This window comes from Edaphobacter sp. HDX4, assembly GCF_036877565.1.
In the GTDB taxonomy this organism is placed as follows: Bacteria; Acidobacteriota; Terriglobia; order Terriglobales; family Acidobacteriaceae; genus Edaphobacter.
This window is the reverse complement of record NZ_JAEDXW010000009.1, coordinates 105,745-118,470: the sequence shown is the minus strand read 5'-3', so window position 1 is coordinate 118,470 and position 12,726 is coordinate 105,745. Positions and strand designations below refer to the sequence as shown.

General features: G+C 60.1%; 14 protein-coding genes and 1 pseudogene. 5 read left to right on the top strand and 10 right to left on the bottom strand.

Going from position 1 to position 12,726, the window contains the following annotated elements; genetic code table 11:
* Window positions 1-63 precede the first annotated feature (63 nt).
* Window positions 64-431, bottom strand: a pseudogene (locus JAO29_RS10850) (amino acid--tRNA ligase-related protein); the annotation flags it as partial.
* Between the two features lie 265 nt (window positions 432-696).
* On the opposite strand from JAO29_RS10850, the gene JAO29_RS10845 reads away from it, so the two are divergent.
* A complete protein-coding gene (locus JAO29_RS10845) occupies window positions 697-1,623 on the top strand; it encodes an OmpA family protein (RefSeq protein WP_334268230.1) in 927 nt (308 codons plus the stop codon).
* 31 nt (window positions 1,624-1,654) lie between these two features.
* Here the strand turns inward: JAO29_RS10845 and asnS are convergent, their stop codons facing one another.
* Window positions 1,655-3,013, bottom strand: coding sequence for an asparagine--tRNA ligase (gene asnS, locus JAO29_RS10840; RefSeq protein WP_334268229.1), 1,359 nt, complete (start codon window positions 3,011-3,013; stop codon window positions 1,655-1,657).
* 79 nt (window positions 3,014-3,092) lie between these two features.
* Window positions 3,093-4,340, bottom strand: a complete 1,248-nt coding sequence (locus JAO29_RS10835) for an alpha/beta fold hydrolase (protein ID WP_334268228.1) — start codon at window positions 4,338-4,340, stop codon at window positions 3,093-3,095.
* A gap of 144 nt (window positions 4,341-4,484) precedes the next feature.
* Here JAO29_RS10835 and JAO29_RS10830 point away from each other — a divergent pair, with 144 nt between their 5' ends.
* The 3 genes from JAO29_RS10830 to JAO29_RS10820 all read left to right on the top strand — a co-directional run bounded on the left by JAO29_RS10830 (window position 4,485) and on the right by JAO29_RS10820 (window position 6,030).
* Window positions 4,485-4,670 carry a hypothetical protein gene (locus tag JAO29_RS10830; protein WP_334268227.1) on the top strand — a complete coding sequence of 62 codons (186 nt, stop codon included), beginning with the start codon at window positions 4,485-4,487 and terminating at the stop codon, window positions 4,668-4,670.
* Window positions 4,671-4,672: 2 nt separating this feature from the next.
* A complete protein-coding gene (mddA, locus tag JAO29_RS10825) occupies window positions 4,673-5,440 on the top strand; it encodes a methanethiol S-methyltransferase (protein WP_334268226.1) in 768 nt (255 codons plus the stop codon).
* A gap of 116 nt (window positions 5,441-5,556) precedes the next feature.
* Window positions 5,557-6,030, top strand: a complete 474-nt coding sequence (locus JAO29_RS10820; RefSeq protein ID WP_334268225.1) for a DoxX family protein — start codon at window positions 5,557-5,559, stop codon at window positions 6,028-6,030.
* A 62-nt stretch (window positions 6,031-6,092) separates the two neighbouring features.
* Here JAO29_RS10820 and JAO29_RS10815 read toward each other — a convergent pair whose 3' ends face one another.
* Window positions 6,093-7,211, bottom strand: coding sequence for a DNA topoisomerase IB (locus JAO29_RS10815; RefSeq protein ID WP_334268224.1), 1,119 nt, complete (start codon window positions 7,209-7,211; stop codon window positions 6,093-6,095).
* A 130-nt stretch (window positions 7,212-7,341) separates the two neighbouring features.
* Between JAO29_RS10815 and JAO29_RS10810 the strand changes: the two genes are divergently transcribed.
* Window positions 7,342-8,181 (top strand): phosphatase PAP2 family protein, encoded by an 840-nt coding sequence (locus JAO29_RS10810; RefSeq protein WP_334268223.1) that lies wholly within the window; start codon window positions 7,342-7,344, stop codon window positions 8,179-8,181.
* A gap of 104 nt (window positions 8,182-8,285) precedes the next feature.
* Here JAO29_RS10810 and JAO29_RS10805 read toward each other — a convergent pair whose 3' ends face one another.
* The 6 genes from JAO29_RS10805 to JAO29_RS10780 form a co-directional block, all read right to left on the bottom strand.
* Complete coding sequence (locus JAO29_RS10805) at window positions 8,286-9,311, bottom strand: methyltransferase (protein ID WP_334268222.1); 1,026 nt, start codon at window positions 9,309-9,311, stop codon at window positions 8,286-8,288.
* A gap of 460 nt (window positions 9,312-9,771) precedes the next feature.
* Window positions 9,772-10,254: a 50S ribosomal protein L9 gene (rplI, locus tag JAO29_RS10800; protein WP_334268221.1), complete on the bottom strand. Its 483-nt coding sequence runs from the start codon at window positions 10,252-10,254 to the stop codon at window positions 9,772-9,774.
* A gap of 57 nt (window positions 10,255-10,311) precedes the next feature.
* Window positions 10,312-10,650, bottom strand: coding sequence for a 30S ribosomal protein S18 (rpsR, locus tag JAO29_RS10795; protein WP_334268220.1), 339 nt, complete (start codon window positions 10,648-10,650; stop codon window positions 10,312-10,314).
* 161 nt (window positions 10,651-10,811) lie between these two features.
* Window positions 10,812-11,258 carry a 30S ribosomal protein S6 gene (gene rpsF / locus JAO29_RS10790; RefSeq protein ID WP_334268219.1) on the bottom strand — a complete coding sequence of 149 codons (447 nt, stop codon included), beginning with the start codon at window positions 11,256-11,258 and terminating at the stop codon, window positions 10,812-10,814.
* Window positions 11,259-11,346: 88 nt separating this feature from the next.
* Window positions 11,347-11,961 (bottom strand): aminoacyl-tRNA hydrolase, encoded by a 615-nt coding sequence (pth, locus tag JAO29_RS10785; RefSeq protein ID WP_334268218.1) that lies wholly within the window; start codon window positions 11,959-11,961, stop codon window positions 11,347-11,349.
* Window positions 11,962-12,021: 60 nt separating this feature from the next.
* Entirely contained in the window at window positions 12,022-12,687 is a 666-nt protein-coding gene (locus tag JAO29_RS10780) for a 50S ribosomal protein L25 (protein WP_334268217.1), read from the bottom strand.
* Window positions 12,688-12,726 lie beyond the last annotated feature (39 nt).

Sequence of the window (12,726 nt, the reverse complement as noted above, 5' to 3'; positions counted from 1 at the left end):
TAGGGGTCAATACCCCTTTTGGAGAAGCTCCAGTCAACCATACCTGTGCTTTACGGATAGATCCTATTTAATCGTCTCTCTCACATGATCCAGGCCGCAGATCCACGCTACGGCGCGTTCGATCCCCATGCCGAATCCGGAGTGGGGGACGGAGCCGTAGCTGCGCAGGTCGAGGTACTACTGGAAGGCGGCGAGTGGGAGGTTGCGATCTCCGATGCGCTGCTTCAGCAGATGGCTGTCGACGCGCTGTGATCTTCTGATGATCTCGCCGGAGCCTTCGGGGGCGAGCACGTGGACACAGAGAGCCTTGGTGGGATCGTGCGGGTCGGGCTGCATGTAGAAGACCTCGATCGCCGCGGGTTAGTGGTGCACCATCACGGGCTTAGGAGCTGCGAGCTGATGTAGGTCTCGTCGGGTGAGCCGAAGTCTTCTTCCGACCCTGTCACCCGAGACTTAGGGATTTCGATAATTGACCGGCTTACACGGCACGCTTACCCTCCCGAGTAATCGACGATATGGCACCCCCCGGAGGATCGCCGGGCTCTCTCATAACGCCGCTGCCTTCTCCTGCCGGGGATGGATGGAAGAGATGACTCGACCGGCCCGGCAACTCTATCCACTACTCCATAGCAGAACATCTTCGCTGCGCTGGAGTGAAAAAGACGCGAAACGCGAAGCAGCCTCGAAAGGGCAAGGATGGAAGCCATGATGGAAGCACGCAGGAAACGTATCTCCGCATCGATCGGGCTCCTGGCCCTGGCCATTGTTGCGTTAGCGAGCACAGTAGGCTACGCACAGGACGAGAACATCAAGGCTGAAGGCATCATCAAGGCACGCAGTGGAGCAATGATGATTCTGGAGACCAAGGAAGATCCAAACCTTGCTGTCGAGCTGACGGAATCTACGAGGGTGGGCCAGGTACAGGGAATGTTGAAGGCGCGCCAGAAGTCGATGTCGATGGCAGCCCTTATCCCGGGCCTGCCTGTGAAGGTGGAAGGATTCCACAACACTCAGAATCAGATGGTGGCCACGTCGGTGAAGTTCAAAGGCAACGATCTGCAGCACGCCCAGGCGATTCATGCCGGAATGCACGAGACGAAGGTGGCCACGGCGGAGAATGAAGCAGAGTTGGCGAGGCAGAAAGCGGCGCTCGCAGAGCATGGAGAGCAACTGACGGAGCAGCAGAAGAAGATCGCCGACAACAAGGCTCTGATTGCGGCGAATACGGCACGGTTCGGGCAACTGGATGACTACTACATCATGGACGAGGTCACGGTTCTGTTTCCGAATGGGTCGTCCAAGATCGATCCCAAGTACGACCCCCAGCTTCAGGCTCTGGGGACGAAGGCGAAGGGTGTTAGTGGCTACATGATTGAGGTGAAGGGCTATGCCTCTGCGACGGGGAGCGCCTCCACCAACCAGGTGATCAGCGAGAAGCGTGCCAACAACGTCGCCAGCTTCATGCTGCAGAAGTGCAGTATTCCCCTGACCAACATGCTTGCACCAGGCGCGATGGGAGAGAGTCGCCAGCTGGACACCGACAAGACGGTTGAATCGGAGGCTCAGAACCGCCGTGTCGTCGTGAGAGTACTGCAAAACAAGGCGATCGCCGGGACGGAGTGAGATTCAGGCGCTTGCTGTGCCGTGGATCGGCTCAGGGATAGATTCGGTTCAGCGTCCTGGCGAACGGTATGGTCTCGCGGACGTGATCCAGCCCGCAGATCCAAGCTACGGCTCGCTCGATCCCCATGCCGAATCCGGCGTGGGGAACTGAGCCGTACTTGCGAAGGTCGAGATACCACTGGAAGGCGGCGAGCGGCAGGTTGTGGTCTTCGATGCGCTGCTTCAGCAGATCGTAGCTGTCGACGCGCTGTGAGCCGCCGATGATCTCGCCGTAGCCCTCGGGAGCGAGCACGTCGACGCAGAGTGCCTTGGTGGGGTCGTGCGGGTCGGGCTGCATGTAGAAGGCCTTGATAGCCGCAGGGTAGCGGTGCACCATCACCGGTTTATCGAACTGCGAGCTGATGTAGGTCTCGTCGGGTGAGCCGAAGTCATCGCCGTACTTGTGAGGGTTCTCGATCTTGCCTTCGGCGTACGCCTTCTCAAGCATCGCGTGGGCTTCTTCATAAGACAGACGTGGAAAAGAACCGGCTGCGGTAATCGCTGCGAGCTTCTCAACGTCGCGGCCGATCACCTTCAGGTCCGCACGATGCTGCTCGAGCACGCGGCTAACGATGTGGGTGATGAACGACTCGGCGAGGTCCATCAGGCCATCGAGCTCGAGGAAGGCGACCTCCGGCTCAATCATCCAGAACTCGGTGAGGTGGCGGCGGGTCTTCGACTTCTCGGCACGGAAGGTCGGGCCAAAGCTGTAGACCTTGCCCAGGGCCAGTGCAGTGGCTTCGATGTAGAGCTGGCCGGACTGCGTGAGATAGGCCTTGTCGTCATCGAAGTAGTCCATCTCGAAGAGCTCGCTGGTGCCTTCGCAGGCGTTGGGCGTCAGGATGGGCGGATCGGTACGGACGAAGCCGTGGGTATCGAAGTACTCAGCGGCAGCACGCATGATGGTGGCGCGGACGCGCAGGATCGCCGACTGGCGCGGCGTGCGCAGCCAGAGGTGGCGATGCTCCATCAGGAAGTCAACGCCGTGTTCCTTGAGGGTGATGGGGAAGGGCTCGTCGGCGGGGACAGCGGAGAGGACGTGAATGTCCTCGACGTCGAGCTCGTACCCGGAGGGCGCTCGTGAGTCGGCGCGCACCTTGCCTGTAACCGTCAGCGAGGATTCAAGCTGCAGGCCTTTGAGGGTCTCGAAGACCTGCTCCGAAACCGCGGCTTTGGGAACGATGCCCTGGATGGTTCCCGTGCCGTCGCGAAAGGTCGGGAACAGCAGCTTGCCCGAGGAGCGGATGTTGTACAGCCATCCGCGCAGGGTGACGGTCTGGCCTTCGTGCTGGGCCAGGGAGGCGATGGTGGCGACGGTGGGTACGGGGGCTGTGCTCTGGTTTTCGCTCATGACGTGTGCCAGCACTTAGGATAATCGACCTTGCCGGCGGACCGCACAGATACACGTGCCGCGAGAGCCCGCACAGCTTTCAGTCGGGCTGCCCTCCCGGGCGCACCGGCGACTGGAGAAACATCCCCAGCTCTTCGCGAAAGACGTTCCACGCAGGCTCCTCCGCCAGCAGGAAGTGATTCCCGCTGGCCAGCGGAACGAACTTCGCGCCGGGAATCTCGGTCGCGACGATCTGACCTTCTTCCTGTGGAGCGACGCGATCGCCATGACTATGGAAGACGATGGTAGGAACTCTCACCTGCGGGAGGAGCGAACGAACGTTGATCTCGTCACAGGCGCGCATAAACTGCACCAGGTTCTTCGACGAGACAGAGATAAGCTGCAGCTCTTTGAACCACTCCTGTTCGTCAGGCTTGGCGCGGTCCGGAATGTAGAAGCTGGTGACCAGCTGGAAGAAGGATGGATTGCTCTCGCCGAAGTTCAGCTCCACCAGCTTCTCCAGAGCACGGCGAGCCTCCAGCACCTCGGCGTTTTCGCGATGGCATGCGCCGCGCGAGTACGCTCCGCACAGAAGCAGGTGCGAGACGCGCTCAGGATGCTCGACCGCATACGCGATCGCGACGGAGCTTCCCTGCGAGTGTCCCATCAGGGCAAAGCGCTCGAGGCCTGCGGCATCCACCACGGTTGCAAGATCCTTTACCCAGGCCTCGAGAGAGAAGTCTTCGACGTTGCGTTCGGAGAGACCATTGCCGCGTCCGTCATAACGCAACAGGCTGTGCCCGCTCGCCAGATCGCGCACCCAGTGACGCCAGATGGGGCTCCCCCATTCGAAGTCGAGATGATTGAAGCAGTTGGCTACGCGCACGATCGGATGCCCGGCTCCGACTGTAGCGTAGGCCAGCCGCACCTTGTCGGGAGTGATGCAGAAGCGAATCTGCTGTCGCGCTGCCGGCTCCGGTTCGCGGTCGGTCGCGCGACGATTCCTGGCGTGAGACGACATGTCCTTCACGGGAGCAACGAAGCGATAGCCCAGACGAGGCACTGTCTCGATGAAGGACGCGCCTGTCTCCTGTTCTCCTAAAGCCTTGCGCAACGCGGAGATGTTGCGATCCAGATTGTTCTCTTCTACCTGCGTCGAGGGCCACACCGCAGCCATCAGGTCCTGTTTCGACACTAGCGTACCGTGTCGCTCCAGCAGGACACACAACGTGTCGAACGCCTTGCCGGTCAGGGGAATGGGCTGGTTCTCACGGAGCAGCCGATGCTCATTCAACTCCAGCCGGAAGGGACCAAACTCGTAGACGGTTCTGGTCGAGTCCGCGGTCACGTTGTCAGAAAAATAGCAGAAAAAACTCAGTCGCGCCAAAGGACGCCGACCCCGCCAATAGCGGGTAATGGATACATCCGAAGCTGTTTGCTCTCAGCGTTCGCAACGCGAAGGGAAACACGCATTCCTCAGGAGGACAAAGCTATGGTGAACCGCGGTCGTGGATTTCTGCTGGGTGCCGCCTCGTATCTGGGCATCTGCGGGCTCGCCTTTCTCGGCGAGTTCGCCGTCCCGATCCCGATGGACGTGACGGTTGAATCCCCGTTCATGCATGCGTTGACTGCTGACTTTGGGTTGCAGCCCGGAGATTCCAGAAGGACGAAGGAGTAGTTATGTTGGGTCGAATCACAACGTTTGTTTATGGAGTCGTCTGCTATCTCGCTTTCCTGGCGACGTTTCTTTACTCGGTAGGCTTTCTCGGGAACTTCTGGGTTCCCAAGTCGATCGACTCCGGTCCGCAGATGTCGCTTCTCTACGCCCTGGCAATCAATATTGGGCTGCTGGGCATCTTTGCCGTGCAGCACAGCGTGATGGCGCGGCCGTGGTTTAAGAATGCATGGACCAAGATCGTCCCTGCGCCCGCAGAGCGAAGCACTTACGTCCTGTTCTCCAGCCTCGCGCTCCTGCTGCTGTTCTGGAAGTGGCAGCCCATGGGCGGCGTCGTCTGGCGGCTCGAAAGTCTCTCTGCCTGGGCCGCCCTGACTGCCCTTTACACTGCGGGCTGGTTGACGGTGCTGGTGGCGACCTTCCTCATTCATCACTTCGATTTATTTGGTCTACGCCAGGTGTGGCTCTATCTCATTGGAAGGCCGTACACGCAGCTCGTATTCCGCACGCCGGGGCCTTATCGTGTTGTGCGGCATCCGTTGTATGTCGGATGGCTGATGGTCTTCTGGTCTGCGCCGGTGATGACGGTCGCACATCTCGTCTTCGCCATCGCAACAACGGCTTACATCCTTATCGCAATCCAGTTTGAAGAGCGCGACCTGATTCGCTCGCACCCGGAGTATGCAGAGTACCGCCGCCGCGTACCGATGCTTCTCCCCGTCGGTTCTTCAAGCAGGCGAAAGACAGCCGAGGCGCGCACCGTTGTGTCGTAGTCGGCCTCCGGCGGTATTCGACGCCAGAGGAAGAGCTTATCTCTCGTCTCGTTCCGATGGATCTTTAGCACCGGGGAAGTGTGACCCATTCCCCGGTGCACTACTCAAACAGAGCGATGCATCACTCTCGTTCGCACCTCTCGCGCTGGATGCCCATTCCGCTCCGCCTCATCGTCGGCTTCGGCTTCATGCAGCATGGATTCGCCAAGCTGCAGAAAGGCCCTGATGCCTTCGCCGCAATCCTTCATGCGATGAGCGTACCTGCACCGCACCTGATGGCATGGCTCACCATCCTGACGGAGATCCTCGGCGGCCTCGCCGTTCTGCTGGGTGCCCTGGTTGCACTCGCCAGCATTCCCATGGCGGCGGTTCTGCTGGTCGCCATCTTCACCGTGCATCTTCCCTATGGGTTCAGCTCCATCAAGCTCCAGGCTGTCACGGCTGCGGGAGCCCAGTTCGGTCCTCCGGGATACGAATGCGACCTGCTGTACCTCGCCTGTCTCGCCGCACTCGTCATCGGTGGCGCGGGACCCTTCTCTGTCGACGGATTCCTCAGGCTGCGCAGCATTCGATCAGAAGAGCAGCAGTAAGACACGGGCTCGCAGGACAGCAGCGACACAGCTTCGCTCACTACTCTCTTGCGTGCCTCAATTCAGCTTGCCTTCTCCAGCATCAACCGCTGCTGCAGCAGATCGACCAGCGTACGCTCCTCATTTCGAAGCGTATGCGCGTGTGCCGCAATCTCCTCATCCAACTCGCGCTTGGCCTCGCTCACCGTCTTGCCATCAAGGTACGCCTCCAGAACCGCCGGATGTACGTAACACTTGCGGCATACCGCAGGAGTATTGCCGAGCCGCTGCGCCACTGTCTTGATGGCCTGGACGATATTCCTTTTCGCCTCGGTTGCAGAGCCGAATGGCTCAAAGGTGCGCAGAAGATCACACGCCAGGACAGAGCCGGCCCAGGTGCGAAAATCCTTCGCCGTGAAGTACTGCCCCGTAATGGATTGCAGATACTCGTTCACATCCGATGAGTCGACCGTGTGCGGATTGCCTTCGGAGTCGAGGTACTGAAACAGCTCGTATCCGGGAAGGTCCGAGCACCTGCGGATGATCTTCGCAAGCCTGCGGTCCTCGAGGTCGATCGTGTGGTGAACCCGGCTCTTGCCCTGGAAGGAGAAGGTGATGTGCGAGCCGTCGACCTCCACATGGCGATTGCGCATGGTCGTAAGCCCAAAGGACTTGTTCTCACGCGCATACTCGGTGTTGCCCACACGGATCAGCGTAGACTCCATCAGCGAGACAATCGTCGCCAGCACGCGCTCTCGCGGAAGCCCCGGCAGCGCCAGGTCGTGGTCGACACGTTCGCGTATCGCCGGCAGCGCCTGAGCGAACAGGTGCATCCGTTCGTACTTGGTCTCGTCGCGGACCGCCCGCCAGCGCGGATGATAACGGGACTGCTTGCGGCCCCGCGCATCGCGCCCCGTGGCCTGCAGGTGACCGTTCGCGATCGGGCAGATCCATACGTTGGTCCATGCCGGGGGAATCACCAGCGAGCGAATGCGCTCCAGGGTCTCCTTGTCCCGCAGCGCCTTGCCATCGACGCCAATGTAGCTAAAGCCCTTGCCCTTCTTCTTTCGGCGAATCCCGGGTCGCGTATCGGTGACGTAGCGGAGGCGTGCAGCCTTCGCTGACTCCTCAGGATCAAGGATCGGATCGGGGAGCGTGATCCTGCGGGGGGAGCGGCGGGCGGTGCTGTTGGACCGGGGCATCAGACCTTCAGATGCGGAAACTGTGCATCGCTGTTGGAAGGGGAGCGCCACAGCATCTTCCAGGTGGTCCTGGCATGGCAAGGCATAATGGACGCACCAAATTTCCCCCAGGCCACGGAGAACTTGCCGCATGCGGATGTCTGAGTGGATTCAAATCAGTTTTGCCGCTGCCTTCTCCCTGGCCGCATGGCTCACCGTCTTCACACCCCGCCGCCTTCCCCTGCGGAGGCGATGGCTCGTCACCAGTCTCGCCATCATCCTGGTCGCGGTCCTTGCACTCGCCCATCTGTTCGCTCGCGGACTCTCTCCCGACCGGTATCTTGTGCTTCTCGACCTGCTTACCGTGGCCTTGTTTCTCATACCGTACTGGCAGACCGGCCAGTTCTTTTTGGCTCCCAACCCTCGCGCACAGGACCGTCTGCTTGCGTTCGATCGATGGTTACTGCCGCGCCTCTCCGGCAAGTCAGGAACCGATGCCAACTCCATCGGTCTTCTTCTGGAGATGGCTTATCTCTCCTGTTATCCGCTGGTTCCACTTGGCCTGGCTGCGATGTACCTCGCCGGACTGCGCAGCCATATAGATGGCTTCTGGTGCGTTCTTCTGATCTCTACCTACCTTTGCTATGCCATCACGCCTCTGGTCCCGGCGTTGCCTCCACGCGCCCTGATCTTAGACCCGATAAAGGGTCAGGCCGCAGGCAGTACCGGAAAAGGGCGCCTCCTCAATCGCTGGATCCTGCAACATGGCAGCATCCACGCCATCTCCTTTCCCAGCGCGCACGTGGCCTCGGCGTTCGCGATTGCGCTCGTTCTGCTCCATGACGCCCCCCGGTTGGGGCTCGTCTTTCTCGTGATCGCGATTCTCATCTCGCTTGGCGCCGTGGTTGGGCGCTACCATTATGCGCTCGATGTCATGGCGGGTGCGGTGACCGCGCTGACCGTCTTCCTCGCATGCTTCAAGTATCTCTAACTGGCGGGCAGGGCACGTAAGCTCTCGTCGCGAGCACCCGGAAGCAAACGGCGTACTGGTCCATGGGTCCATGGTGCTCACGATGAAAGCGCATCCCCTCTTAGTTACTTCGTGCCCACGACCATGGAGTCCGGCCCCACGAGGTGTTCGACATACGTCGCGCGAAAGCCCGCTTCCTTCATCCATCCAATGCAATCGGCTCCGGTGTAGTCGAAACCACCCTCGGTCTCGATCAGCATATTCAGGCTCATCATCAGGCCGAAGGCGTTCTTCGATCGGTCATCGTCGATGATGGTGTCATAAACGATCAGCATGCCCCCGGGCTTCAGGGCATCGAAGGCTTTGCGTATCAGCGTCTTCTTCTGCTCGAGATTCCAGTCGTGCAGGATGTGCCCCATCGTGAAGGCATCCACCTGCGGCAGCTCGTCGCTGAAGAAGTCTCCCGGCTGGAAGTGCAGCCGTTCGCTCACGCCGTTCTTCTCCGCATACTCTTCGAAGATGGGGCCGCACTCCGCCAGATCGAAGCCGATACCCTTCAGGTGAGGGTTGGCAAGAGCGACCTGGACCGCGAGGTCTCCCTGCGCGGTTCCCAGGTCGGCGAAGGTCCCGTACCTCGCCCATGGAATCTTCTGGGCGATCGCGAGGTTTGCCCCGTGACTGATCGCGGACATCGCGCTTAGAAAGTTCCTCAGGCGCGCAGGATCGGAGTAGAGAGCCGCAAACGTTGGAGCCGTGCCGTCCATTCGCGCCTCATTCTGCTGCAGGCCTGTGCGAAGCGCTTCGGTCAGATTTCCCCAGAACCGGAACAACCGGGCGTTGGCCATCTCCAGGAAACCGCCGATATAGCTCGGCTTCCGTCGATCTAAAAACAGGTCTGTCTCGGCGGTGTTGCAGTAGGTGTCGCCAGTGCGGCCCAGGAAGCCGAGAGCGACGAGCGCGTCCAGGAAGTCCCGTGCCGAACGCGGATGAAGGCCAAGCCTTCCATGCAGCGCGTCGAACGTCTCCGGGCCATCCGCCAGTTCGGTGAAAACTCCCATCTCAATCGCGCTCAAAAGCGTCTTCGACGCCCAGAACGCAAGTCCGGTCTGCAAAATGTGGTCCGGTACAGGACCACTCCTCTGTGTATTCAAAACGAATCCTCCATTCGCGATCCAACTGCGGGCGATACCGACCCCATTCCGGATACACCATCGCCCTCAAGCGGTTCGCTCGTCTTCTCGGAAAAAGTCTGTCAAGGGGCCCGCGCCGGCAGAATACCGGCGAATGTCGCGTAAGCCGCATAAACAGGCGATCTCGGCGACGCAGATAAGATACGACAAAGTGCCGATTGGATCATGAGAATTGTCTAGAATTAAGTAATCAGGTGCGGCCGCCGGACGATACCGCCGGTATGGCGACCACCCTGCACTCAGGGGGCCGTTCGCTGGAACCGAAGGGATGGCCGACCTGGTTCGGAGAGATGGAGGTCCGGACCTAAGTACCCTGTTTCTAAGATTTTGCGCAAAAGTATGGTATGGGGGGTGGGTAGCAAAGAAAAAGCGCTCCGTCCAGTGGGACGGAGCGCCTTCGCAGCTTGATGCCGTTGCCGAACTACTCAGCAGAGGCGGAGGTGACAGCCTCTGCATCGGGCTGGTCACTCTTGACGGTGACCTTCACGTGGCTGGTAACCTCGCGATGCAGCTTGATCGGAACGTGGTACTCGCCGAGCGACTTCAGAGGCTCATCCAGCGAGATCTTGCGACGGTCGATGGTGAAGCCCTTGGCCTCGAGCTCCTGAGCGATGTCGCCCGAGGTGACCGAACCGAAGAGGTGGTCGTGCTCGCCCACCTTGCGCTCGAAGACCAGCTCGACTTCGCTGAGCTGGGCCGAGAACGCGTCGGCGTCGATCTTCTCCTTGGCCGACTTGCGAACCGCGGATGCCTTCATCTGGTCGATGACGGCCTTGTTGTTCGCAGTCGCTTCGATGGCGAGCTTCTGCGGCAGCAGGTAGTTGCGCCCGTAGCCGTCAGCGACCTTGATGACGTCGCCGCGGTGACCGAGCTTGTTGATGTCTTCCTTCAGAATGACTTCCATTGCAATGTCTCCGATCCGTACTCAGGCCGCGCAAATTCAGGCGCGCCTGGCGATGAGTTAGAAGCGTGTGGCGAACGCAAGCAGAGCGATGTTGCGCGACTGCTTAATAGCCAGCGAGAGGCGGCGCTGATGACGGGTGCATACACCGGTCAGGCGGCGCGGAACGATCTTGCCGCGCTCTGCAACGAACTGCTGCAGCAGGCGGACATCGCGGTAGGAGATCGCATCGATCTTCTCGGTGCAGAACTTGCAGACCTTCTTGCGGCGGAAGAACTTGCGTCCGCCGGGACCGCCCGAGGGACGGGCCGGGCGCGGGCCGCCAGGGCCTGCCGGGCGGGGTGAGGGCGAGGAGGAATGCTGTTCCGTGGATGGTGTGCTGGTTGTCTCGTCAGCCATGTGTCATTTCCTTTTCGTGGTTGGTGCCCTTTGCCGCTCCAGACACGCATTGGAGTCTCTGGACATGTGCCCCTTGGAAGGGAGCTGCATGGAAGCGGATCAGGCGATGGATAGTGCGTTATGCGGCGATCAAATCGGAACGTCGCAGATCCTGGCAAGATTTAGACCGCTGCGGTAGCGGTTTCAGCCGCAGGGCTCTCAGCCACCGGGGCGGCAGGAGCTTCCGACTGCTGGTGCTGCTGCTGCGGTTCGGCAGGGATTGCGCTGCGCTTTACCTTGCTGTCACGGAGAGCCTTGACCTTCGACAGGCGCTTCTCCTCTTCGTCGATCCGAACGGTGATGAACTTGATCACCTGCTCGGAGACGCGGAGGCGGCGCTCAATCTCACCGACCAGCGATCCGTCGGCAAGGATCGTCATCAGAACGTAGAAACCATCGTTGAACTTGCGGACGGTGTAAGCAAGACGGCGGCGTCCCATCTTCTCGGTGGACTTGATCTCTCCGCCACCATCGGTGACGTTCTTCTCAAAACCTTCGATCAGCTTGTCGAGGTCTGCCTCTTCCACGTCCGGGCGGACGATGTACATCACTTCATAAGTACGGCTCATGCGTTTCACTTCTTTCTGCGAAGTTCTGCTTCGCACCGCCCGGCGATTCTCTGCCGAGTCGGTATGGAAATCTACTGCGTTTATGCTTCTATTTCCCGCCGTCCGAATCCTTCTCCGGGCGGCGGTTGAACTCGTTCATCGCGGCACTGACGCCTTTGGTCAGCACCGTCTCGACTGCGATCTTCACGCGGTCGAGCACCTCGTCCAGCAGCGCAAGCTCCTGCCTGCGCATCGGCGTCAGCAGATAATCTCTGCCTCCCGCCTTAATCTCTCTTCCATCCGCCAGCGCCGGCTTGCCGACTCCGATGCGGATGCGAATCCACTCTTCCGTCCCGAGCGCACTGAGAATCGACTTGATTCCATTGTGCCCGTTGGCCGAACCACGTTGAGCGATTCGGAACTGCCCCAGCGGAAATGCCAGCTCGTCATAGAGGACGATGACATCCTCAGGAACTTGCTCTATCTCAAGCTCCCGAACCAGGGCGGCTACAGAGAGCCCGCTCAGATTCATGAAGGTCTCGGGTTTGGCCAGCAGAACCTCTTCGCCTGCAAGCCTTGCCCGCGCCGTAAGAGCCCTGCCGCGCCTGTTGCCGATCACTACGCCGCAATCTTCTGCGATGCGATCGATCGCCAGAAACCCGGCGTTGTGCGGTGTGAACTGATATTCGATCCCTGGGTTTCCAAGTCCGACGATCAGCTTCACGCAAACATTTCCTTCCTGCGAAACAAGGTCATCCCAGCCAAAGCTGGGATGACCGGAACCTTACTTCTTGGCCGGAGCCTCAGCGGTCTCCGTCTTACCCTTCTTTGCAACCTCAGGCTCGGTAGCGCCCTCAACGGGTTCCGCTGCGGCCTCTTCCTTGATGATGGTCACGTGAGCGACAGTTGCGTCTTCGTCGCCGAGGAACTTGATCTGGCCGGAGTGCGGCAGATCGGCGATACGGATAACACCGTGCAGCTCGAGGCCGGAGACGTCGACGTCGATGTGGCCCGGGATATCGCCCGGAAGGCACTCGATCTCGACCTCACGCATAACATGCTCGAGGATTCCGCCCTGGTTCTTGACGCCTGTGGCTGTTCCAACCAGCTGAACGGGAACCGAGACACGCATCGCCTTGTCCATCGCGATACGCTTAAGGTCGATGTGGAGCAGCTTGCCCTTGATGGGCTCATGCTGCCAGTCGACGATCATGGCCTTGGCGGCCGGGCTTCCCTCAACGTTCAGGTCGAAGATGGTGTTGTGACCGGAGTCCGAGTGCAGAATCCTGGTGATGATCTTGGGGTCGACGGTGACGGCGACGGCATCCTGACCCGCTCCGTAAACGACAGCCGGAATCTTGCCGGAGACGCGAACTCGACGAGCCGCATTCTTGTTGAACTTGCCCTCACGGGGCGTGGCTACGACTGCATCGAACGTTGAAACTGCCATGTTGTTTCTTCCTTTCGGGCACGAGGTTGAGCCTCGCTC

Excerpts from the sequence above, each read along its gene's own strand:
- JAO29_RS10845 (WP_334268230.1), top strand. The coding sequence starts at position 697 with ATGGAAGCCATGATGGAAGCACGCAGGAAACGTATCTCCGCATCGATC.
- asnS (WP_334268229.1), bottom strand. The coding sequence starts at position 3,013 with ATGAGCGAAAACCAGAGCACAGCCCCCGTACCCACCGTCGCCACCATC.
- JAO29_RS10830 (WP_334268227.1), top strand. The coding sequence starts at position 4,485 with ATGGTGAACCGCGGTCGTGGATTTCTGCTGGGTGCCGCCTCGTATCTG.
- mddA (WP_334268226.1), top strand. The coding sequence starts at position 4,673 with ATGTTGGGTCGAATCACAACGTTTGTTTATGGAGTCGTCTGCTATCTC.
- JAO29_RS10820 (WP_334268225.1), top strand. The coding sequence starts at position 5,557 with ATGCATCACTCTCGTTCGCACCTCTCGCGCTGGATGCCCATTCCGCTC.
- JAO29_RS10815 (WP_334268224.1), bottom strand. The coding sequence starts at position 7,211 with ATGCCCCGGTCCAACAGCACCGCCCGCCGCTCCCCCCGCAGGATCACG.
- JAO29_RS10810 (WP_334268223.1), top strand. The coding sequence starts at position 7,342 with ATGCGGATGTCTGAGTGGATTCAAATCAGTTTTGCCGCTGCCTTCTCC.
- rplI (WP_334268221.1), bottom strand. The coding sequence starts at position 10,254 with ATGGAAGTCATTCTGAAGGAAGACATCAACAAGCTCGGTCACCGCGGC.
- rpsR (WP_334268220.1), bottom strand. The coding sequence starts at position 10,650 with ATGGCTGACGAGACAACCAGCACACCATCCACGGAACAGCATTCCTCC.
- rpsF (WP_334268219.1), bottom strand. The coding sequence starts at position 11,258 with ATGAGCCGTACTTATGAAGTGATGTACATCGTCCGCCCGGACGTGGAA.
- JAO29_RS10780 (WP_334268217.1), bottom strand. The coding sequence starts at position 12,687 with ATGGCAGTTTCAACGTTCGATGCAGTCGTAGCCACGCCCCGTGAGGGC.